The organism is Chloroflexota bacterium, from assembly GCA_016197225.1.
Taxonomy (GTDB): domain Bacteria; phylum Chloroflexota; class Anaerolineae; order Anaerolineales; family VGOW01; genus VGOW01.
In genome coordinates this window covers 24313-47339 of sequence record JACPWC010000126.1, presented here as the reverse complement: position 1 = coordinate 47339, position 23027 = coordinate 24313, and the positions used below count along the sequence as shown (strand labels likewise).

Here is a 23027-nt window from a genome sequence, read left to right as displayed (position 1 = left end):
GCGAGAGTTGCTTATGCGGCATGATGAAGTGGAAATTCTGTTGATAGAAGATAACCCGAACGACCTGGAGTTGACCCTGCGCGCCCTGAAACGGACTCAACTGGTCAAACGCATCGAAGTTGCGCGGGACGGAGCCGAAGCCCTTGATTTTATTTTCGGCTCTGACCCTCAAGACCCTCGCCCGCCAGGCCGCCTTCCAAAACTGATTTTGCTGGATCTCAAACTGCCTAAAGTAGACGGGCTGGAAGTTCTACAGCGCCTCAAGTCGGATACCCGCACCCGCCAGCTTCCGGTCATCATGCTTTCCACCTCTCGCGAAGCGCGCGACATTGCTCAAAGTTACGAACTGGGCGCGAACAGCTACATCGTCAAACCAGTGGATTTCGAAAGTTTCACCGAAACTGTGCGGCAGGTGGGCCAATATTGGCTGTCGCTCAACCACCCGCCGCAAGGAAGCTGAAACGATTTTAAAACCCCGGCGCAAAAATTGGCGATCTACAATACAATCACCCGACATGGCCGACCCTCTTCGAGTTCTTATTCTAGGCGATCAAATTGCCGACGGCGCATCACTCCTCCGCCAGGCCGGATTCGACACCGCTTGCTTTTCGGCGACCGATGAAGCCGGCTACCTGGCCGGGCTGGCCCAGGCCCCCGACTTAATCCTCTCCCCCCTTTCAACTTCTCAACCCGGTTCTTTGCGCGCGCTCGACCTCTTGCGCGAGCACAACATTGACCTGCCCGTCCTCGTCATCGCCGAGAATGCCGACGACCAAACCATCGCCGAATGTTTGCGGCGCGGCGCAGATGACGTGGCCTCGAAAGACGATACCGCCCGGCTGGGCGCGGCGGCGGGCCGGGCCTGGCGCGCCCGCGCCTCGCGCGACGCCAAACAACAGGCTGAACACGCTTTGCGACAGAGCGAAACCCTGTTCGACCGTGTCACCCGCCACCTCGCCGTTCTCAGCCAGGTGGGCCAGGAAGTAGCCGCCAGCCTGGAACTGGAAACCGTGCTTCGCCAGCTTATTGATAAGCTGGTTCCCCTGCTGGGCACAGAGATTTCCATTTTGCTTTTGGAAGAGGATGAGCTGGTGTTTGCCGGAGTGAGCGGCGCGCGCGCCGAGCGCCTGCGCGGCCAACGCATCCCGGCCAACATTGGCATCGCCGGCGAAGTGGTGCAAACGGGCCACCCGGTTTGGATGACGGACGGGCCGGAACAGAAAACGCCCGACCCCGGAATTGACGATGGCAACGGCCACAGTTCCCAGTCCTTCCTGGCTGTCCCGCTCAAGCTGGGCGACGAAATCATCGGCGTGATGGAAGCCATCAACCTCAAGCCCGAAACTTTTTCCAACGACGACCAGCGTTTGTTGGAAGCCGCCTCAAGCTGGGCGGCCATTGCCATTGGCAACGCCCGGCGGCACGAACGCACCCGCCGCCGCCTGCAGGAAAGCGAAGCCATTGGCGCCATCAGCCGCGCCCTGAGTAGCACCCTCGACCTTGATCAGATTCTTCAACTGATCGTCGATTCGGTTCACCAGATCATCCCTAAAGTGGAGCGGGCGGTGATCCATTTGCTGGACGAAGAGAGTCAGGCCCTGCGCCCGGCGGCGGTCGCCGGCCTGGTGGATGTGTTGGGCCGCCCCGATTTTTCAATGCGCCCCGGCGAAGGCATTGCCGGGCGCGTCATCGAAGAAGGGGTGGTCATCAACGTCCGTGACACACACACCGACCCGCGCTACCTGCGACTCGGCGTGGCGATTCATTTGCGCTCCCTGCTGGTGGCCCCGGTGCAAAGCGGCACCCGCCGCCTGGGCACGCTGAGCGCCAGTAGCGCCGCGCCCCGCACCTTCTCCACCGATGACGAGCAACTCTTCACCACGCTTGGGGTGCAGGCCGCGTTAGCCATCGAAAACGCCCGCCTGTTTGAAGTGGAACGCCGCCGGGCCGAAGAAGCCGAAGCCCTGCAAAAGGTGACTCAGACCCTCATCAGCCGCCTCAACCTGTCGGCAATGCTGGAAGCGGTAGTAGCCACCATCGCCTCCATCGCCAATTACAAAGGCGTGAGCGTTTACCTCCTCAGCAAAGATATGCTGGTGTTGCAAGTGCAACAAGGCTATCAGGCGCCGCTTCAAATCGTTCGGATCGATCAAGGCATTCGTGGCCGGGTGGCTCGCACCGGCCAGCCGGTGTTTGCGCCAGACGTGACGAAAGACCCGGACTACGTGGAAGTCATCGGCGGGGTGCAATCACTCGTCGGCGTCCCCTTGATCCGGGCCGAGCAAACGCTGGGCGTGCTCATCGTCGAATCTGGCGTCGAGCGGCTTCTGGATCGCAGTGACTTTAACTGGTTGATCAGCATCGGCCAGCAATTGAGCGTGGCCATTGAAAACGCGCGCCTGGTCACCGATCTGGAAAAGGCTCTCAAACAGGAACAGGCCGCCCGCGCCCAAATGGTGCAAACCGAAAAGCTGGCCGCTATGGGCCGCCTGGTGGCCTCGGTGGCCCACGAACTCAACAACCCCCTGCAAGCCATTCAGAATGCGCTCTTCCTCGTGCGGCAGGAACCGGCTTTGAGCGCCCAGGCCCACGACGACCTGCGCGTGGCCCTCACCGAAGCCGACCGCATGGCCGATCTGATTGGCCGCCTGCGCGAAACCTACCGCCCCACCATCAGTGAAGAGTTCCGGTTGGAGTCCGTCAACTCGTTGATCGTCGAGGTGCAACGGTTGATCAACACTCACCTGCGCCACAACAACATCGAATTCATCTTCAACCCCAACCCGTCTCTGCCTTACGTGCCTGCCGTTCGCGATCAACTCAAGCAGGTTGTCCTCAACCTGTGCCTCAACGCCGTTGAGGCCATGCCCGACGGCGGGCAACTTGCCCTCAACGCCAGCCACGTCCGGCCCGACGGCAAAGTTTTGCTCACCATTGCCGATACCGGCATTGGCATTGATCCGGCAAACAAGGATAATATCTTCGACCCGTTCTTCACCACCAAGCAGGGCGGCACCGGGCTGGGGCTGGCGATCACTTATGATATAGTCCAGCGCCACAACGGCCACATCGAAGTGGACAGCAAGATTGGCGGGGGAACCACGTTCAAAATCTGGCTCCCCGCCGACGAAAAACCCGAAACCGGCCCATTGAAACTGCCGGCTGGGCGATAACACTTTTGCTTATGACTCTTTCAGGCAGCATCCTCATCATTGACGACGAAGCCAACTTGCGGCAAACGCTGGTTCGGGTGTTGAAACAGGCCGGATGCGAAGTGACCGCCGCCGCCGACGGCCTCGAAGCCCTGCGCCTGCTTGGCTCCACCTCGTACGATCTTGTCTATCTCGACATCCACCTGCCGGGCATGGATGGCTTGCAAGTCCTGCAGGAAATTCACCGCCAACCGTTACACCCGCCGGTCATTCTCTTCACCGCCCACGCCTCGTTGCAGTCGGCCCTGCAGGCCATGCGCCTCGGCGCAATTGATTACCTCATCAAGCCGATTGACCCCGAAACCCTCATCGCCCGAACCCGCGTTGTGCTGGGCGAGCAGGCCATCGAGCGTCGGCGGCGCGAAATCCAGGAGCAGATTACAGCCCTGCAAACCGAACTGCAAAGCCTGGACAACGTCAACACGCTGGCCGCGCCCCTGCCACCCACGCTCACCTCACCCACCGGCGACCGCTTCCTCAAACGCGGCACGCTCATCCTCGACCTGCAAGCCCGCCGGGCCACCTTTGGCGACAAAGTGCTCTCCCTGCCGCCCGCCGCCTTCGATTACCTCCTCGTCCTGGCCCGCCACTCGCCCGACACCGTCAGCTACCAGACCCTCGTCGCCGAGGCTCAAGGCTACCAGACCGACCGCCAGCAGGCGCAGGAACTTGCCAAATGGCACATTCACGAATTGCGCGACTCTATTGAACCAGACCCCAAACACCCTCGCCACGTTCTCAACATCAGGGGAACCGGGTACCGGTTAATTTTGGACTAAGGCCGCCAACTTACCCCAACCAACCCGCCCAGTCTCAAACAGTTCTTCTGGACACTTTGCGCCGATAATGGGAGCATGGCCGATTCGATTGCTTCCACTTCCCATCAAGCACGCATCCTCATCGTTGACGACCACCCCAACACAGCTTCCATGCTGGCCCGGGCCCTCGGTCAATTTAAAACACCCGTCGAAGTCCTCACCGCCCGTAGCGGGCAGGAGGCGCTCGACACGATTGGCAACAACGCCATTGACGTGCTCATCACCGATTTTATGATGCCCGGCATGAACGGGCTGGAACTGATCGAAAAACTTCAGGGCGGACACGAACCGGCCCACACCATTCTCATCACTGCCTACGACACCCCCGGTTTAGCCGCCACTGCCCGTCGGCTGAGGATCAAGGACTACCTGGTCAAACCTGTCCAACCGGAAAAAATTCAAACCATCGTCAGCCAGGCTTTGGAAGGACTCCACCCGGCCCAGGTGGCGGCGGCGGCCCAGACATTCAACCGCACCCAGTTCAAAATCCTCATCGCCGACGACCGCTCGGATAACGTCCAGCTTCTTTCCACCCGCCTGAGCAGTGAAGGCTACAACTTCATCACCGCCGCCGACGGCGAAGAAACCCTGGCTCAGATCTACGCCGAACTGCCCGACCTGGTGCTGTTGGACATCAATATGCCCAAGAAGGACGGGTTTGAGGTGTTGGCCGAGATGCGGGCCGACCCGCGCATCGCCCACATCCCCGTCATCATCATCACCGCCGCCCGCATCGAGCCGCGCGACGTGCGCCAGGGCCTCAGCCTGGGCGCTGACGACTACGTCACCAAACCTTTCGACTGGCGTGAACTGACCGCCCGCGTCCGCTCCAAACTGCGCGTCAAGCTTGCCGAAGACGCCCTGCGCCGCCGCAACCGCGAGCTTGGCCTCCTGCCTGAGATCGGCCAGGACCTTAGCGCTCGAATGGACATTGAAGAACTGGCGACTGTCACCCTGCGCCGGAGCGTGCCGGCCCTGGAAGCCATCAACGGTTATATCGTCATCTTCCAGCCCGACGGCAGTGTGCTTCACCAAATACACACCACTGCCGACTTCTCGCCCTGGAGCTGGCAGGTTGCCAAAGAGAAACTGGTCAGCGAAGGCGTAGCGCCATACGTGGTCTCGGCCCGCAAAGGCATGATCATCGAAAACACCCTCACCGATCCTCGCTGGCTCAAACTGACTAACGATCCCACGCGCTCGGCCATCGCCGTGCCGCTTCTCAGCCGGCGCGGCGTCATCGGCGTGCTGACTCTGCATCACTCCCAGCGGGCTTACTTCACGCAGGATCATCTTACCCTCCTGCAAGCCATTGCCGGTCAGGCCGCCATTGCCATCGAGAACGCCCAGTTCTACGCCATTGAGCGCAAGCGCGTCACCGAACTGGTGGCCCTCAACCGCTTGACTCGCGAGATCAGCCTCTTCACCCGCTCGACGGAACTCTTTGAGCGAACCGCCGACTTAATTCACCAGACACTCGACTACCCTGTCGTGTCGCTCTGGCTCACCGACGGCGAATCGCCTCAATTGTGCAATGTCGCCGGCGCTGAAACCGGCCTGCGCCCTTCACTACTAGCCCTGGCCCCACAACAGGTTGCCGCCACCGGCCAACCCGCCCACTTCTCCGGCGCGGTGGAAGAACGCGCCAGGCCGCGTGAAAGACCCGGCGCACCGCCCACCCTGTCGGCGGTTGCCGTGCCTTTGATCTGGGACTCTAAAGTGAGCGGCGTGCTAGCCATTCACAGCATGAGGCCGCACGCCTTTCAGGAAAGCGACCGGGTAGTGTTGGAAAACCTGGCCTCGCAAATTGCCACCGCCTTCGACCGCATCCGGTTGTTTGAATCGGTGGAACAGGAAGAGCGGCGGCTCTCGGCAATTTTGCGCAGCGCCGCCGACGCTATTCTGGTGATTGACGCCGAAGGCTGTTTGCAGTTAATGAATCCGGCGGGCGAAAAACTGTTCGCCGATGTTGAAACCCGGCTCGGCGCTTCGCTCCCGCTCGGCAAAGGCTACGATGCGCTGGTCAACATGCTTGAGCGCGCCCGCCTCTCCGGCCAGCCGGAGCAGGGCGAGATCGTCTGGCCCGACAAACGAACCTTTGCCACCGTCATCACGCCCATCGAGGAAGGCGGGCAGGTGGCAGTTTTGCACGACGTGAGCCATTTCAAAGACCTGGATCGGGTGAAGAACGAGTTTATTGCCACCGCCTCTCACGACCTCAAAAACCCCATCACCGCCGTCATGGGCTACAGCTATCTGGTCACCAAGCTTGGGCCGCTCACATTGCAACAACACGAATACCTGGACCGCATTGACAAGGCCACCAAGCAAATGAACGAACTGGTGCAGAACCTGCTGGAGATGGCTCGCATTGACATGGGCGTAGGCCTCAAGCTGGAACCCTGCAACGTGCTCGACTTGTTTACGGGCGTAGCCGACGAATTTACAACACAGGCCGCCAACAAACAGCAAACGCTCACCCTCATGCCATTTGCGAGCCAGGCGCAAGTGCTGGGCGACGCCCCACGCTTGCGGCAGGTTGCGCGCAACCTCGTGGGCAATGCCCTCAAATACACGCCCGACGGCGGCCAGATCACCATCAGCGCGGAAATTGGCGAGGGCGCAGTGCAAATCAAGATTCAAGATTCCGGCCCCGGCATCTCCGAACACGACCTGCCTTACATCTTCGAGAAATTCTACCGGGCGCAACACGGCGATTTAAAAGAGATCGAGGGCAACGGCCTGGGCCTGGCCATTGTCAAGTCCATCGTCGAACAGCATGGCGGCGCGATTAGTGTCAAGAGCGAAGAGAGGCAGGGCAGTTGCTTCAGCTTCAGCTTGCCGCTCGTTTCCGCCGAAGCTATAAAGCGATAATCTCCCAAGGGTTTTGATATGACGACGTTAACCAATCCTTCACTCGCCAGACAGGCGCCTCAGGCGCGGCGGCAAACCTTCCACGAACTGCTGAGGAAGATAGATTTCACTTCCGACATCAATAAGGCCTACCTGGCCGCGATGAACTACCCGCGTATAGACCGGCTTATCGTTTGGGCGCTATGGGGAAATTTTGCGGCATTCGCCCTCTTGACGATTATCATCTTCATCTTTCAACCGGCGCGCTATTTTTCTTCCCCGTTTTCCTACCGGGTGATCAGCGGGCCGGAGGCGCTGGGGGCCATGCTCGTTGCCCTGGTTATCACTTTAGGCCCCACTTTCCTGCGAGGCAAAGTGGACAACCGCCACTACGTTTGGCGCATCTTCGTCACCCTCAATCTGACGATGTTTTCTTACCTGTTTGTGTTTATTAGCGGCGGCTCCATTGAGATGCACTTTCACTTTTTCATGCTCATGGCCCTGTTAGTGGTCTACGCCGATTGGCGACTGAATTGGATCGTGCTCGTCTTAACGGCGCTCCATCATGGCGTCCTGAATTATGTTGAACCTCAGTGGGTATACTTCTACGGCGAAAACGCTGTTTCCGTGCTCGCCCATGCCCTCCCGGTCTTGGGGACGGCTATCTTCACCACTGCGCTTTGCGAGAATCACCGCAATTCCATCCAGGTCGCCGTTAAGATGCAAGCGGCTCTGCATAATGCGAATGAGGAAGCGGAGCAACGCGTGGCCGACCGCACCAAAGCCCTGGCCGCCAGCGCCGAAGTCAGCCGCCGCCTGTCCACCATCCTCAACGAAGGGCAACTCGTGGCCGAAGTGGTAGAGCAGGTGCAGTTGGCCTTCAACTACTACCACGCCCATATTTATCTGTTCGACGCGCAACACGAGAAGCTGGTCATGACCAGCGGAACCGGAGAAGCCGGAAAGGCTTTGCTGGCGCGCGGGCACAAAATTCCCAGGGGGCGCGGGCTGGTGGGGCGCGCCGCCGACTCGAACACCGCCGTGCTGGCCGCCGACACTGCCAGCGACCCCGGCTGGTTGCCCAACCCGCTCCTGCCCGACACCAAATCGGAAGTGGCCGTGCCGATTGCCCTCGGCGAGCAGGTGCTGGGGGTGTTGGATGTTCAACAAAACACCGTTGGCGGCCTCACCCCGGAAGACGCCGAACTCCTGCAAGCCATTGCCAACCAGGTTGCGGTGGCCTTACGCAACGCCCGCTCCTTCGCCCAAACGCAACAGCAGGTGGCTCGCGAAGCTTTGATGATCGCCATCAACCAGCGCATTCAGAATTCAGACACGGTGGAAGCCGCCATGCAAGTGGCAGTGCGCGAACTGGGGCGGGCGCTCGGCGCAAAACAAACGCGAGTGAAACTAAAGGCGGTTGCGCCTGCAAACGGCCACGACTTGAACGGCCATAAAGCCTGATCGAGGAGAGGTTGCGACTCATGACTGTTAAAGTTCGTCGGTTTCCTTTTTTCTCTCTGCAGACCAAGATGATTGTAACGTTCGTGAGCCTGACAGTGCTTTCGGTGGGCGCCGTCGCTTACCTCAACGACCGCGCCAATCGCTCGATTTTGACAGCCAACGCAGGCGCAAGCCTGAACAGCATCGCCCGGTCACAGGCGCTGGCCATTGGCAGTTTGCTCGATAATCAAGTGAACTCGCTTCAGGCGTTCGGCTTAAGCAAGATAGTTCAAGACACGGTGGAAGCCGCCAACGGCGGCTACACCGGCGACCCGGCCTCCATCCAGATCGAGATTGATAAACTGGATCAACAATGGCGGGCCGCCGACGCGGCGGACAATAACGACGACCCGCTCGTTCAATCGCGGCTGGACAATGAAGTGGCGAGCGAGTTGCGCGAGTACAAAGACACCTTCCCCGACAACGTCGAAGTGTTCGTCACCGATCGTTACGGGGCCAACATCGCCGCCACCAACCGCACCTCAGACTATTTCCAGGCCGATGAAACATGGTGGCAAACGGCTTACAACGGCGGCCAGGGCGCAATCTTCATCGGCCAGCCGGAGTTCGACGAAAGTAGCGACACCTTTGCCAGCAACATCGCCGTGCCGCTCTTCGCGCACGGCACTCGCGAAGTGGTCGGCGTGCTTCGCACCACATTCCGGCTGGCTGCCATCACCCATATTCTGGCCTCGGCCACGCTGGGCAAGACCGGCGACAGCGAAGTGTTGTTGCCCGACGGCCAGTTGCTGGCCCCGGAATTTAGCGAAGGCCTGACCTCCCTCGACGCTGAAACCCTGACCAGTGCGCGCAGCCTGAAAGGCGAATCTTTTGGCGATTTCATCTACGAAGGCAGGCCCAGCCTGATCACCTCGGCGCAGATTGAGGTGCACGGCGTGAGCCAAACGGAAAGCCCGGGCAGTGATGTTGATCTAGGCTGGACTCTGATTGTGCATCAAGACCGGCAGGAAAGCCTTGCGCCCGTTGAGCAACAGACGCGAACCACGTTGCTGGTGACGCTGGCGATTGCTTCGCTGGCGGCCACCGTGTCTCTGATCGTGGCCCGTCTGCTCACCGGCCCCATCACTCGCCTTACCGCCGCCGCCGAGCGGGTGGCCGCCGGCGACTTGACCGCCCAGGCCCCAGCCGTGGTCGCCGACGAGATTGGCATCCTGGCGACGACGTTCAACAGTATGACGGCCCAACTGCGGCAATTGGTGGGCGGGCTGGAAGAGCGCGTGGCCGAGCGCACCAAAGCCCTGACCGCCAGCGCCGAAGTCAGCCGCCAGTTGTCCACCATCGTCAATCAAAAGGAACTGGTGTCGGAAGTGGTGGAGCAAGTGCGTTCTGTTTTTGACTACTATCACGTCCAGATTTATCTGTTCGACGAGAAGCGCGAAAATTTGCTGATGGTGGGCGGCACAGGTGAAGCCGGCGCGGCCATGCTGGCTCGCGGCCATCACATTCCAAAAGGGCATGGTTTGGTGGGGCGCGCCGCCGCGACCAACGCCGCCGTTCTGGCGCCGGACGTATCCCAGAACCCGGCCTGGTTGCCCAACCCGCTCCTGCCCGACACGAAATCTGAAATTGCGGCGCCGATTGCCCTGGCCGACCGGGTGCTGGGCGTGCTGGACGTTCAACACAACCACGTCGGCGGCCTTAAGCAGGATGACGTTGAGTTGTTGCAATCCATTGCCCGCCAGGTGGCGGTGGCCCTGCAAAACGCGCGTTTGTATCGCGCTCTGCAAAGCCAGGCCGATCGCGAAACGCTCATCAACCTCATCGGCCAGAAGATTCAAAGCGCGACCAGCGTTGAAAGCGTTCTGCAAATTGCCGCCCGCGAACTGGGGCAGGTGTTGGGCGCGCAACGCGCCAGCGTCCTGTTGAGCCGGGCAGAGAAGCCCGCGCTCAAAACCAAGTAGCTTGAGAGTCGCCGAATATGTTTCAATCACTCCACCAATTTCTCGCGCCGCCGGTTTTCAAAAACGAAGATGAAACACGAACCGCTCGCCTGCTCAACATCATTACCCTGGCCTCGTTGGGCATTATTGCTTTAGCCGTGCCCGTCGGGCTTGCGCTGGCAAGGCAAGCCATTGATGCCCGAACCGCCATCCTGAGATTTATGCTGCCGATGGCAGTGCCGGTACTGGCTCAAATTCTTCTGCGCCTGAAGCGAGTCCGCCTGGCCAGCATCTTCTATCTTCTAGCCGCCTGGGCCAGCCTGACTCTGATCGTCTTTGCCTCTGGCGGCGTTCAGGCTCCTGCGTTTGCCAATTACACCGTTGTCGTCGTCGCCGCCGGCTTGTTGCTCGGAAGCCGCCCGGCGCTGGGCATCGCCGGGTTGAGCCTTGTCGCCGGCAGTGCCGCTTTTTACCTGGAACGGCAAGGGTATTTGCCGCCGCCGGCAACTTCTGATCCGGCGAGTTATCTGGTTGGACTCTCCGTTGGTTTTCTGATCACGGCGGTGCTCCTGCGCCTGTTTGTCCGCAACCTCAATGAAATGGTCAAGCGCCTTCGCGAAAGTAATCAGGAATTGCAGGCGGTCCGCCTTTCGCTGGAAGAAAACGTCGCCGCCCGCGCGCACGGCCTGGCCCTGGCCGCCGAAATCAGCCATAGCATTTCGCAAGTGCGCGACCTGGACGGCCTGCTGTCTGAAGCCGTCGAGATGATCCGCTCGCGTTTTGATTTGTACTACGCTCAGGTGTATTTGACCGACTCTACCGGCCGCATTTTGGCCTTGCGGGCTGGCACTGGCTCTACCGGCGCCGAACTGTTCCGGCGCAGCCACCGCCTGCCGGTTGGCCCTGGTTCTCTGAATGGCCGGGCCGCCGCCGAAAAACAGGCCGTCATTGTGTCTGATACTGCCACAAGCGTTTCTTTCCGCCCCAATTCTCTTTTGCCTCTCACCCGCTCCGAAATGGCGATGCCGCTGGTGGTGGGCGACCGGGTGGTGGGCGTGCTGGACTTACAGCACAGCCAGCCCGACGCGTTCACCGCCGAAACCCTGCCGGCCTTTGAAGCAGTGGCCGGGCAGTTGGCTATTGCCATTCGCAACGCCGCTCTCTTCACCCAGGCCGAACAAGCCCGCGCCGAGGTTGAAGCTCAGGCTCGCCGCCTCAGCCAGGCCGGCTGGGCCGATTTCCTCAATGCCGTCGAGCGTAGTGAACGAATCGGTTACACCTTTGACGCGGGCGGCCTGTTGCCCATTCAAGAGGCGGGCGTCCCGTCACCCGATCAGCCCTCGTTGGCCATTCCCATTACTATCTCTGGCGAACCGATCGGCGCCATTCGACTCGAAGGTAGCCGCGATCAATCCTGGACGGATGATGAAATCGAAGTGGTCAATGCCATTGCCCGCCGCGTGGCCCTGCAAGTTGAGAATCTGCGCCTGCTGGCTCAGGCTGAAAACTATCGCCTCGAAGCCGAGAAGGCGGCGCGCCAGCTCACTCGCGAGGGCTGGCAGGACTATTTGGAGAAGATCGAAGATGCCGACGATGGCTACACTTACGATCACGACAAAGTCAGGCCGTTGAACAAAGTGGATGCCGCCTCTGTTGATGAACTGGTTTTCACCCAGGCCCTGTCGGTGCGCGGGGAGACGATCGGCGAGCTGGCCATTGCCGGCCTGTGCGAGAAAGATGTTGAAACGGCTGACCTGGTGACCGCCGTGGCCGAGCAGTTGAGCGCCCACATTGAAAACCTGCGGCTCGCCGACCAGACCCGCCAGGCCCTGGCCGACCTCACCCGGCGCGAGCGCGCCGTGTCGGCGGTGGCCGACACCGCAGTTGAATTGCTCCAGCACGGCCCCGCCGCCATCCCGGAAGTTCTGGCTCGCGTGGGTAACATTAGCGATGTGAGCCGCGCCTACATCTTTGAAAACTTTATTGACGCTGATGGCCTGTTCTGCATTCGCCAGACTCACGAATGGGCCGCCGAAGGAATTGCCCCGCAGATTAATAACCCTGAGTTGCAACACCTGCCTTACGCCACCACCTTGCCGCGCTGGCAAACCGCGCTGGGCCGGGGCGAGATCATTCACGGCCTGGTGCACGACTTCCCGGCCACCGAGCGCAGGGTTTTGGAACCGCAAGGCGCTCGCGCCATCCTGGTCATTCCCATGTTTGCCGGGAAGGAGTTTTACGGCTTCATCGGCTTCGACGACTGCGCCCGCGAACGGGCCTGGGGCGCTTACGAAGTCAATCTCCTGCAAACGATCAGCATCTCGATCATGAACGCCATCGTCAGCGCCCGCCTGTTCAACCAGACCCAGAAGGCGCTGGCCGAAACCAGCCGCCGCAACGAAGAGCTGGCGACCCTCAACCGCGTGGTTGAAGTGGCGGCCTCGTCATTTAACCTGCCATCCATTTTGCAGGCCACGGCGAAGGAAATTGTCGAGGTGCTCAAAGCCCGCAACAGCGGCATTGCCCTGCTGGACGAGACACGAAGATACCTCAACGTCGTCGCCGATCATAACACTTCGCCCGACGAGCCAAGTTCGGTCGGCGTATCTATTCCGCTTGACAACAACCCGTCTTCAGTCCATGTGATCGAAACCCGGCGCTCACTCGTCATTGCCCACGCCCAAACCGACCCGCTCACCGAACCCATCCATGATCTTCTGCGCCAGCGCCAGACAGAATGTTTGATGATTGTGCCTTTGCTGGCGCGCGGCGAAGTGATCGGCACCATTGGCGTTGACACCACCGACCCGGCCCGCGCCTTCAGGCCCGATGAGACGGCGCTGGTCGAAACGATTGCCGGTCAGTTGGCCGGGGTGATTGAGAACGTCCACTTGTTTGAGGAGGTTGAGCACAACGCGACTGAGTTGAGCGCGCTGTTCGCCGCCATGACCGACGTGGTGCTGGTCTACGACAAAGATGGCCGTTACGTGAAGATCGCGCCGACCAACCCGTCGCTTCTGTACAAATTGCCGGAAGACATGCTTGGCAAGACTCTTTACGAAGTGATGCCAAAACCAAAGGCAGACGAGTTGCATGCCCTGATTCGCGAGGCGCTGGAGACTCATCAACCGGTCAACGCCGAATATCAACTCCAAATTGACGGAAACGATTTGTGGTTCTTTGCCACTGTGTCGCCGCTGGGCGAGGACAAGGTCTTCTGGATCGCCCGCGATATTACCGAGCGCAAGCGCGCCGAAAATATATTGGCCAAACGCGCGGTTGAACTGGAGACAGTGGCCCGGGTGAGCACGGCGGCCTCGTCGGTGTTGCAGGCGGAAGCTCTGCTGCAGGAAGTGGTGGATCTCACCAAGTCCAGCTTCAATTTGTATCACGCCCACATTTACCTGCTCAACGAAACCGGCGACACGTTGGTGTTGGCGGCGGGCGCAGGTGATGCGGGCCGGAAGATGACCGCCGGCGGGCGGCGCATCTTGCTCGGCCATGAAGGCTCGCTGGTGGCCCGCGCCGCCCGCACCCGGCAAGGTGTGGTCGTCAACGATGTGACTCTGGCCCCGGACTTTCTGCCCAACCCCCTTCTGCTCAACACGCGCTCGGAAATGGCGATCCCGATGGTGGTCGGCGACAAACTGTTGGGCGTGTTCGACGTGCAGTCCGATGCCCTCAACCGCTTCACCGACGACGACCTCCGTATTCAACTGACGCTGGCCGGGCAGGTGGCCGTGGCCCTGCAAAATGCCCGGCTCTATGCCGAACAGTCGGCGACGGTGGCCCGCCTGCGCGAACTCGACCAGCTCAAGTCGTCGTTCCTGGCCAACATGAGCCATGAGCTTCGCACGCCCCTCAATTCCATCCTGGGCTTCGCCGAAGTTCTGCTCGAAGGCATTGACGGCGACCTGACCGACCGCATGGACAACGATTTGCGGGTGATCCACAAGAACGGCCAGCACCTGTTGAGCCTGATCAATGACGTTCTCGACATGGCCAAGATCGAGGCCGGGAAGATGGCGTTGACGATTGAGCCGTTCAACCTTCAGGAAGTGCTGGAAGAGGTCGTCGAACTCGCCCGCCCGCTAGCCCAGAACAAGTCGCTTGAGATTCGTTTGGAGACCCAGGCAACTGATCAATTTGATCTGGAAGCCGACCGCATCCGTGTGCGCCAGGTGATGATCAACCTGGTGAACAACGGCATCAAGTTCACCGAGGCCGGGTCGGTGTCTATCAACGCCGTCAAATCGAAGTCGCGCATTCTGGTGGCGATCCGCGACACGGGCGTCGGCATCCCTGTCAACCACTTGGAGTCGATCTTCCAGGAGTTCCACCAGGTGGATAGTTCCACCACGCGCAAGGCGAGCGGAACCGGCCTGGGCTTGCCCATCAGCCGCCACCTGATCGAACTGCACAATGGCCGGTTGTGGGCCGAGAGCGGCGGCCTCTCCGGCCCGGACGGCGGCTCAATCTTCTACGTCGAACTGCCGATCCGTTCGGAATATCACCCGGATGCAAAGAGCGCAAAGCGGAAGTAGAACGGCCTGCAACCAGGCATTTAAGTGTCTGAGCAAATTCCAACAATGACCAAACCACTTTTCCTGTCATGCATGGAGTGCGGCCATCAGCAACCCTGCCGGACGCTGTTTGGGCCGACGTGCGACGTTTGCGGCTCGGACTGGATGCAGGCGCATTACGATTACGCCTCGTTCAAGCGCGAAATTTTGGGCGGCCTGTCGGAACGCCCTCTCAACCTGTGGCGCTATCGCGATGTTCTGCCAGTGGACGAGCCGGACAGCCGCAATGTCATTAGCGCCGGCGGCACGCCCCTGCAACTCTCGCGGCGCTACGCCGAGTCGGTGGAACACAACCAGTTGTATATCAAAGATGAGCGTTATGGGCCGACCCGCTCTTTCAAAGATCGCCAGGCCGCCGTGTCGGTGGCGGCGATGCTGGAAGCCGGGATCCGCGAGTGCGTGATTGCCTCGACCGGCAACGCGGCGGTGGCTTACGCCGCCGCCTGCGCCCGCGCCGGAATCAAACTGTGGGTGTTTATGACCAGCCTGGTGCCGCAGGAGAAACTGCGTGAGGCGGCCCTATTCGGCGCGGAAGTGGTGAAGGTGAGCGGCAATTACGATCAGACCAAGCAGATCGCCGCCGACTTCGCCAAACGACGCGGCCTGCTGTTGGATCGCGGGGCGAAGAGTCTGGCTGCGCGAGAGTCTATGAAGACGATTGCTTACGAGATTGTGGAGCAACTCGGCTGGCGCGCGCCCGATTGGTATATTCAAGCCGTGAGCGGCGGCCTCGGGCCGCTGGGCGTTTATCAGGGCTTCCGGGAAATGCTGGACATGGGCCTGATTGATCGCATTCCGAAGATCGCCGTGATCCAGGCCGCAGGTTGTTCGCCGATGGCGCAAGCCTTCAAGGCCGGGCGCGAGACGGCTACGCCCGTCGTCCCCGAAACCCGGATTGCGATCCTGTCCACCGGCGACCCGGGCCAGACCTACACTTATCTCTGGCGCGTATTACAAAAATATGGCGGGGCGATGGAAAGCGTGTCGGATGCTGACGCGTTTGCTTCGATGCGGGCGCTGGCCAAAGCCGAAGGCCTGGCGGTGGAGCCGGCGACGGCGGTGGCCTTTGCCGGGCTGGAAAAATTGATCCGGCAGGGGCAGATCGGCGGCGAGGCGTTAGTAGTCGTCAATTGCACCGGCCATACTTTTCCGGTAGAGAAGCACGTGCTGGGCGATCAGTGGGGTGTGGACGTTCATCTCAGCAACGATCAAACGCCCGCGCCGCGCGAGGGCCTGCTGGCCGCGCTGGATAATTTGGACGAGCGGGCGACGACGGTGTTGATCGTGGACGACAACCCCGACGATGCTCTGCTCATTCAACGTTTGCTGGAAGCCAAAAAGTCGTACCGGGTATTCCGGGCCGCCGACGGGGTTGACGGGCTGGCGCTGGCCCGGCAGAGTCGGCCAGACCTGATCATCACCGACTTGATGATGCCGGGCCTGGATGGATTCTCGCTTCTGCAGGAATTACGCCAGGACAAACGCACGTCGCACATTCCGGTTGTCGTCGTCAGCGCCAAAGATATTACAAACGAGGAGCGCCGCCGGTTGCGGGGACATATTGAGGCGCTTTATCAGAAAGGCTCGCTCTCGCCGCGAGCTTTTGTGGAGCAGGTGGTGCAGGTTCTGGGTGAGAAGCCGCCTCGCGAAGGGAGGCCAGGATGAGCGGCACCGTTCTTTACATTGAAGACAACGCTGATAATTTGCTGTTGGTTCAACGGGCGCTGGAGGCGCGTGGCTACAAGATCGTCTGGGCGGCGAACGGGTTGACCGGCGTTGAAATGGCGCGAAGCCAGAAGCCCGACCTGATTCTGCTGGACATCAACCTGCCCGACATTGACGGCTACGAAGTGGCGCGCCGATTACGGTCGGACGAGACGCTTCGTTACGTTCCCATCATCGCCCTCACTGCCAACGCCCTCAAGGGCGACGCCGACAAAGCCCTGGCCGCCGGTTGTGACATTTACCTGCCCAAGCCGATCAACCTGCGCGAGCTTTGGGCGCGGGTGACGGGGATGTTGCCAGCTTGAAGGCTCTCAAAAACAGGTTTGAAAACCGGCTCCCGTGATGTTTGAACGGGAGCCGGTTTTTTTGTAAATCACTGTAAAATAGGCGGCATGAATTCGACGCCCGGCTACATGCTGGTAGTTGACGACAACCAAATGAACCGCGACATGCTTTCGCGCCGACTCAAACAGTTGGGGCATAACTTTGCCCTGGCCGAGAATGGGCGTGAGGCGCTGGACAAACTCAAGGCCGAATCGTTCGACCTGGTTCTGCTCGACATCATGATGCCGGAAATGAACGGCTACGAGGTGCTGGAGCACATGAAGGCCGACGGCGACCTGCGCCACATTCCGGTGATCATGGTCTCGGCGGTGGACGAAGTGGACAGCGTGGTGCGGTGCATCGAGCTGGGCGCAGACGACTACTTGCCCAAACCGTTCAATCCTGTTCTTCTCAAGGCCAGAGTCAGCGCCTGCCTGGAAAAGAAGCGCCTGCGCGATCAGGAGCAGGCCCACATGCAGGCCATCGCCGCCGAGAAAAAGCGGGCCGACGACCTTCTGCGAGTGATCCTGCCCGACACGATTGTCGAAGAGCTAAAGGCCACCAACGCCGTCAGGCCGCGCCGCTACGAAAACGTGGCCGTCATGTTCTGCGACATCGTCGAGTTCACCAACTATTGTGACCGCCGCGAGCCGGAAGAAGTGCTGGACTACCTGCAAAACCTGGTCGGCATCTTCGAGGAAATCGCCGAACGCTATCAACTGGAAAAGATCAAAACTCTCGGCGACGCCTTTATGGCTACCGCCGGATTGCTGGAGCCGGTGGAAAACCCGGTGCTCAACTGTGTGAAGTGCGGCCTGGAGATGGTAGCCATCACCCCCACCGTGCCGCCGAGGTGGCAACTGCGGGTGGGCGTGAACATTGGCCCGGTGATCGCCGGCGTGGTGGGCAAGCGGCAATATCTATTTGACGTTTGGGGCGACACGGTGAACACCGCCGCCCGCGTGGAAGCCCTGGGCCTGCCCAACGCCGTCAACGTCAGCCAGGCGGCCTGGGAGCGCATCGCTCACCTTTGCCACACCCAGGGCATTGGCCGGGTGCAGGTGAAGGGCAAAGGCGAGATGGAGATGTATCGAGTGGATGGGTTGATCAACTGACTATGACTCGTCAACTCTTCACTGCCTCCGACATCCGCCGCCTCGCCAACGATCAAAAATCCAATTTGCTGATCGTGGCCCCCGACGATCTGATCACGCCTGAGGCGCAGGACGTGGCCCGCGAGCTTGGCGTGCAAATTCGGCGCGAAGAGGCCGCGAGCAATGCTCCCGCGCCCGCAACCCTGCCGCCGCTCAAAGTTGTTCGCGGCGCGAACGTGGTGCTGGAGGCGTTCGAGCCGGGCGCCTCGGCCAACACCCGTCTCCGAGACGTGATCACCTCAGGCAACGGCTCGCCGATGGGAGCCGGCTACATGTCGCTGGAGCGCGGCGAGTTTCCGTGGACATTGAACTATGATGAAGTTGACGTTGTGCTGGAAGGTGAGCTGGTGATCACCCGCGGGGGCGAGCGCGTGCGCGGCGGGCCGGGCGACTGCATCTTCATTCCCAAAGGCTCCACTATCACCTTCGGCACGCCCGGCGGAGTCCGCTTCTTCTACGTCACCTTCCCAGCAGATTGGGCTTGAGGTGACTGTCACTGGGCCGCTTGCGGCCCAGGGACAGCCACTTGATGGACCGTTAAGCACACATGCCAGCAAAGTTATCGGATAGACTAAGCGCGTCGCGCCGCCGCCGTTTTGTGGGCCGGACCGCCGAGCAGACTCTTTTTGAGTCGGCGCTGGCCGCGCTTGGCAAAGCCGAGCAATCGGTTCAGATCGTCTACGTCTTTGGCCCGGGCGGTGTGGGTAAAACCACCCTGCTCAACGAGTTCACAGGCGTTTGCGAAGAAGCCCGCATCCCGGCCATTTTCATTGACGCGCGCAACATCGAACCCGCCGCCGACTCGTTCCTGGAGGCGCTCGGGTTGGCGCTTGGCTCTCCGCCCTCCGGGTCGCCGCTCTCGCTCATCGCCGAACGGGCAACGCCTCATGTCATTCTGATTGACACTTACGAAATTCTGGCCCCGCTCGACAACTGGTTGCGCGAAACGTTTCTGCCGCAACTGCCGGAGAATGTATTGATGGTGATGGCGGGCCGCGAGCCGCCATCCCCGGCGTGGCGGGCCGACCCTGGTTGGCAGTCCCTGGTTCGCATCATCCCGCTTCGCAATTTGTCGCCCGACGAAAGCCGGGCCTATCTCGCCAAACAAAACATCCCGCCCGAACAACATCAGGCCGTCCTCAACTTCACCCACGGCCACCCGCTGGCCCTGTCGCTGGTGGCCGACGTTTTTGCCCAGCGGCCCGAAGCCCTGCCCAGCTTCCAGCCCGAGTCCGCGCCCGATATCGTCAAGACTCTCCTGGAACGGCTGGTGCAAAAATTGCCCGGCCCGGCGCACCGCGCCGCGCTCGAGGCTTGCGCCCTGGTGCGGCTCACCACCGAGTCTTTGCTGGCCGAGATGCTGGGCGTGCCCGACGCCAACGAACTCTTCGAGTGGTTGCGCGGTTTGTCGTTTGTGGAGTTTGCGCCGCTCGGACTCTTTCCGCACGACCTGGCCCGCGAGGCGCTGGTGGCCGACGTGCGCTGGCGCAACCCGGATTGGTACGCCGAACAGCACCGCCGCGCCCGCAACTACTATAACCGGCGCATTCAACAATCCACCGGCTACGATCAGCAACGCCACCTTTTTGATCTGATCTTTCTGCATCGCGATAATTCAATGGTGCGACCGTTCCTGGAATGGCAGGCCAGCGGCAGCGCCCCCACCAGCGCCGGCGAGGGAGAGATTTCATCTTTGGTTGAGATAGTGGCGCAACATGAAGGCGCTGAGTCGGCCAGACTGGCTGAGCGCTGGTTCAAGAGCCAGCCCCGCAACGTGCTGGTCTTTCGCGACTCGAATGGCCGGCCCGACGGCTTGCTGGGCATGGTGGCCTTGCACCAGGCCGGCCCCGACGAGTTGGCCGCCGACCCGGCCACCGACGCCGCCTGGCGGCACTTGCAAAAACATGCGCCGCTCCGGCCCGGCGAGGCCGCGCTCTACTTCCGCTTCTGGATGGCGCGTGAGACCTATCAGGCCGTCTCGCCGGTGCAAAGCCTGATCTTTGTCACCGCCGTTCGTTATTATCTGACTACGCCCGGCCTGGTCTTCACCTTCTTCCCCAATGCCGATCCGGATTTTTGGCAACCGATGTTCAGCTACGCCGACGTCAATCGCATCCTCGAAGTTGATTTTGAAGTGGGTGGCCGCCGTTACGGGGTGTATGGCCACAACTGGCGGGCTATGCCGTCCTCCTCGTGGCTGGCTCTCATGGCCGAACGTGAAATCGGCCTGGCCCCCCAATCGGCCCCGGCCACCCCGGCCTCCGACTCGGTCGTGGTGCTGAGCGAACCGGGATTTGCCGCCGCCGTGCAGGATGCTCTGCGAGATTACACCCGCTCCGATGTTTTGCAGAGCAACCCGCTCTTGCAGTCGCGGCTGGTCATCGAGCGCGCCGGGGTCAGCACGGGCCGCAAAGAGCGGGCGGCGATCCTGCAGGGCCTTCTCAAAAAGACTGCCGAGACACTGCAAAATTCGCCCCGCGAATCAAAGTTTTATCGCGCTCTTCATCACACTTATCTGCAACCCGCGCCGACCCAGGAGCAGGCCGCCGAACTGCTTGACTTGCCCTTCAGCACCTTTCGCCGTCACCTCAAATCGGGCGTCGAGCGCGTGATTGAGCTTCTGTGGCAACAGGAACTTCAAGGGCTTTCGTAATTTGTCGGCTACAAAAATTCGTTGAATACGTTCAAGCCGTTGACTCGGCTCTGCTCACCGACTGCTTATCTGGTTTTCATGCCAGGCTCAGGCGGTTGGCTAAAATAACAATTGCATTTCCCTCCTCTCCTTCATACCGTGTCAGGCCCCCCCCAAACCGGGCGCGGTGTGGACAAAAACAACAGCGCGAGGCTCATTGAGCCTCGCGCTGTGTCATCTTAAAGACTCTCGAATTACAGATTGTTTTTGAGCGCCCGTGCTATTTCTTCACTGATCCCTGGCACGCTTCGCAGGGCTTCAACGCTGGCCTCGCGAATGCCCTCAACGTCGCCAAACTTTTTCAACAGGGCCTTGCGGCGGCCCGGCCCAATGCCCGGAATCGAGTCCAGCCGCGAGGCCACGCCGGCCTTGTCGCGCCGCTGGCGGTGATGGGTGATGGCGAAACGGTGGGCTTCGTCGCGCACCCGCTGAACCAGAAACAGGCCCTGCGAACTGCGCGGCAGCATGATGGAGTTGGACTGGCCGGGAAGGAAGATTTCTTCTCGTTGTTTGGCCAACGAGGCCACCGGAACCCGGTCGGTCAGGCCGAATTCCTTCAACACGTCAATCGCCATTCCCAACTGCCCCTTGCCGCCGTCAATTAACAACAAGTCGGGCAACAAGGTGAAAGACTCGTCCGGCTTTTTGCCCGGCGCGAGTTTTAATTCCTGCATGTCCTTCCAACGCTGGAAGCGGCGGGTGAGGGCTTCAGTCATGCTCATAAAATCGTCGGGGCCGCTCACCGAGCGGATGTTGAACGAGCGGTAGTGCTTTTTATCAGGCGCGCCCTGGGTGAAGACGACCATGCTGGCCACGGTTTGCACGCCCTGGGTGTGCGAAATGTCGAAACACTCGATGCGGGCCGGAGGCCGGGGCAGGCCGAGGGCGGCTTGCAGTTCGGCTATGCCTTCGACCAGTTTAGACACGTCGCTCTCGCGCTGGGTCTGGAACTGCTTGAGGGCCTCGGCGGCGTTCTCGGCGGCCAGTTCCACCAGATCATGTTTCGCGCCGCGCCTCGGCACGGCCAGCGTTACTTTTTCGCCGCGCTTGTTCCGCAACCACTGGGAGACGATCTCGACTTCGGCGATGTCGTTGGGCAGGAGCACTTCCTGGGGCACAAAGGCGGCTTCTTCGTAGAACTGGGTGATGAACTGGGCGACGATGTTTTGCGGGTCTTCGTCCTCCGCGCCTTCCAGCATGAATGTTTCGCGCCCGATCAGCTTGCCGGAGCGGATGAAGAAAATCTGGCCGCAGGTGTCGCCCTTGTCGCGGGCGAAAGCGATCACGTCCGAGTCGACTTGCTCGCTGGAGATCACTTTTTGCTTTTCGACCACGCGCTCGATTGCCAGCAGCTGGTCGCGGATGGCCGCCGCCTTCTCGAACTCCAGGTTGTCGGAGGCCTGCATCATTTCGGCCTTCAGACGTTTGACCACCGGCTCGGTGCGGCCCTGCAGGAACTTGCACAGGTCGTCAATCATCGCCCGGTATTCGTCCTGAGAGGCGACGCCGATGCAGGGCGCGCAACACAGTTTGATGTCGTAGTACAAACAGGCGCGCGGGTCTTTGCCGGTGATGACCCGGTCGCAGGTGAGGTAAGGGAAAATTTTTCGCAGAAGGCCCAGGGTCTGATGGACGGCCCACACCGAGGTATACGGCCCGAAGTAACGCGAGCCGTCCTGATCCATGCGGCGAGTCACCGTCACTTTGGGGAAGGGGTCGGCCCAGTGAACTTTGACGTAAGGGTAGCGTTTGTCGTCTTTCAGCCGGACGTTGTATTTGGGCCGGTGCTTTTTGATGAGGGTCATCTCGAGGATGAGGGCCTCGAGTTCGGAGTTGACGACGATGGTTTCGATGTCGGCGATGCGGCGGACGAGTTGGGCCGTCTTGGCCGAATCCACCTGGCCGTGAAAGTACGACCGGACGCGGTTGCGCAGGTTCACCGCCTTGCCCACATAAATGATCTCGCCGGCGCTGTCCTTCATCAGATAACAGCCGGGCTTGTTAGGCAGGGTGTCGAGGATGCTTTGGAGGTGATCGGAAACAGGGGTTGCCGTCATGGTCAAAATTCTATCATGTACAAAAGGCAAACCTGAAGGGTCTTGAAGACCCTTCAGGTTTCGGCTATAATGCCGCCACTCCGGGCGATTAGCTCAGTTGGTTAGAGCGCTTCATTCACATTGAAGAGGTCGTAGGTTCAAGTCCTATATCGCCCACCAGAAGCCTTCTGATGAAGGCTTTTTTGTTTGTCTGTCGCCCGTGCCG

13 protein-coding genes and 1 tRNA gene are annotated in these 23027 nt (G+C 60.6%); 13 read left to right on the top strand and 1 reads right to left on the bottom strand.

Going from position 1 to position 23027, the window contains the following annotated elements:
* Positions 1-13: 13 nt before the first annotated feature.
* From HYZ49_21250 to HYZ49_21195, 12 genes are all read left to right on the top strand, one after another.
* Positions 14-460 (top strand): response regulator, encoded by a 447-nt coding sequence (locus tag HYZ49_21250; protein MBI3244813.1) that lies wholly within the window; start codon positions 14-16, stop codon positions 458-460.
* A 55-nt stretch (positions 461-515) separates the two neighbouring features.
* Complete coding sequence (locus HYZ49_21245; GenBank protein ID MBI3244812.1) at positions 516-3173, top strand: GAF domain-containing protein; 2658 nt, start codon at positions 516-518, stop codon at positions 3171-3173.
* An 11-nt stretch (positions 3174-3184) separates the two neighbouring features.
* Positions 3185-3991, top strand: a complete 807-nt coding sequence (locus HYZ49_21240; protein ID MBI3244811.1) for a response regulator transcription factor — start codon at positions 3185-3187, stop codon at positions 3989-3991.
* 75 nt (positions 3992-4066) lie between these two features.
* Positions 4067-6904, top strand: a complete 2838-nt coding sequence (locus HYZ49_21235; protein MBI3244810.1) for a response regulator — start codon at positions 4067-4069, stop codon at positions 6902-6904.
* An 18-nt stretch (positions 6905-6922) separates the two neighbouring features.
* Complete coding sequence (locus tag HYZ49_21230; protein ID MBI3244809.1) at positions 6923-8347, top strand: GAF domain-containing protein; 1425 nt, start codon at positions 6923-6925, stop codon at positions 8345-8347.
* 68 nt (positions 8348-8415) lie between these two features.
* Positions 8416-10308 carry a GAF domain-containing protein gene (locus HYZ49_21225; GenBank protein MBI3244808.1) on the top strand — a complete coding sequence of 631 codons (1893 nt, stop codon included), beginning with the start codon at positions 8416-8418 and terminating at the stop codon, positions 10306-10308.
* A 17-nt stretch (positions 10309-10325) separates the two neighbouring features.
* Entirely contained in the window at positions 10326-14831 is a 4506-nt protein-coding gene (locus HYZ49_21220) for a GAF domain-containing protein (protein MBI3244807.1), read from the top strand.
* Positions 14832-14876: 45 nt separating this feature from the next.
* Positions 14877-16535: a pyridoxal-phosphate dependent enzyme gene (locus HYZ49_21215; GenBank protein MBI3244806.1), complete on the top strand. Its 1659-nt coding sequence runs from the start codon at positions 14877-14879 to the stop codon at positions 16533-16535.
* Positions 16532-16900: a response regulator gene (locus HYZ49_21210; GenBank protein MBI3244805.1), complete on the top strand. Its 369-nt coding sequence runs from the start codon at positions 16532-16534 to the stop codon at positions 16898-16900. The genes HYZ49_21215 and HYZ49_21210 overlap by 4 nt, the downstream gene beginning before the upstream one ends.
* An 87-nt stretch (positions 16901-16987) precedes the next feature.
* Positions 16988-18034 (top strand): response regulator, encoded by a 1047-nt coding sequence (locus HYZ49_21205; GenBank protein MBI3244804.1) that lies wholly within the window; start codon positions 16988-16990, stop codon positions 18032-18034.
* A 2-nt stretch (positions 18035-18036) separates the two neighbouring features.
* Positions 18037-18558 (top strand): DUF861 domain-containing protein, encoded by a 522-nt coding sequence (locus tag HYZ49_21200; GenBank protein ID MBI3244803.1) that lies wholly within the window; start codon positions 18037-18039, stop codon positions 18556-18558.
* Positions 18559-18620: 62 nt separating this feature from the next.
* On the top strand, positions 18621-20726 hold the full coding sequence (locus tag HYZ49_21195; protein MBI3244802.1) for an ATP-binding protein: 2106 nt from the start codon (positions 18621-18623) through the stop codon (positions 20724-20726).
* Between the two features lie 233 nt (positions 20727-20959).
* On the opposite strand, the gene uvrC is transcribed toward HYZ49_21195, so the two are convergent.
* Positions 20960-22822 carry an excinuclease ABC subunit UvrC gene (gene uvrC / locus HYZ49_21190; protein MBI3244801.1) on the bottom strand — a complete coding sequence of 621 codons (1863 nt, stop codon included), beginning with the start codon at positions 22820-22822 and terminating at the stop codon, positions 20960-20962.
* 82 nt (positions 22823-22904) lie between these two features.
* Here uvrC and HYZ49_21185 point away from each other — a divergent pair.
* A tRNA-Val gene (locus HYZ49_21185) sits at positions 22905-22981 on the top strand.
* Positions 22982-23027: the final 46 nt, after the last annotated feature.

Bases quoted from the DNA above. Each gene is read 5' to 3' on its own strand.
- HYZ49_21250 (MBI3244813.1), top strand. From the start codon at position 14: ATGCGGCATGATGAAGTGGAAATTCTGTTGATAGAAGATAACCCGAAC.
- HYZ49_21245 (MBI3244812.1), top strand. From the start codon at position 516: ATGGCCGACCCTCTTCGAGTTCTTATTCTAGGCGATCAAATTGCCGAC.
- HYZ49_21240 (MBI3244811.1), top strand. From the start codon at position 3,185: ATGACTCTTTCAGGCAGCATCCTCATCATTGACGACGAAGCCAACTTG.
- HYZ49_21235 (MBI3244810.1), top strand. From the start codon at position 4,067: ATGGCCGATTCGATTGCTTCCACTTCCCATCAAGCACGCATCCTCATC.
- HYZ49_21230 (MBI3244809.1), top strand. From the start codon at position 6,923: ATGACGACGTTAACCAATCCTTCACTCGCCAGACAGGCGCCTCAGGCG.
- HYZ49_21225 (MBI3244808.1), top strand. From the start codon at position 8,416: ATGATTGTAACGTTCGTGAGCCTGACAGTGCTTTCGGTGGGCGCCGTC.
- HYZ49_21220 (MBI3244807.1), top strand. From the start codon at position 10,326: ATGTTTCAATCACTCCACCAATTTCTCGCGCCGCCGGTTTTCAAAAAC.
- HYZ49_21215 (MBI3244806.1), top strand. From the start codon at position 14,877: ATGACCAAACCACTTTTCCTGTCATGCATGGAGTGCGGCCATCAGCAA.
- HYZ49_21210 (MBI3244805.1), top strand. From the start codon at position 16,532: ATGAGCGGCACCGTTCTTTACATTGAAGACAACGCTGATAATTTGCTG.
- HYZ49_21205 (MBI3244804.1), top strand. From the start codon at position 16,988: ATGAATTCGACGCCCGGCTACATGCTGGTAGTTGACGACAACCAAATG.
- HYZ49_21200 (MBI3244803.1), top strand. From the start codon at position 18,037: ATGACTCGTCAACTCTTCACTGCCTCCGACATCCGCCGCCTCGCCAAC.
- HYZ49_21195 (MBI3244802.1), top strand. From the start codon at position 18,621: ATGCCAGCAAAGTTATCGGATAGACTAAGCGCGTCGCGCCGCCGCCGT.
- uvrC (MBI3244801.1), bottom strand. From the start codon at position 22,822: ATGACGGCAACCCCTGTTTCCGATCACCTCCAAAGCATCCTCGACACC.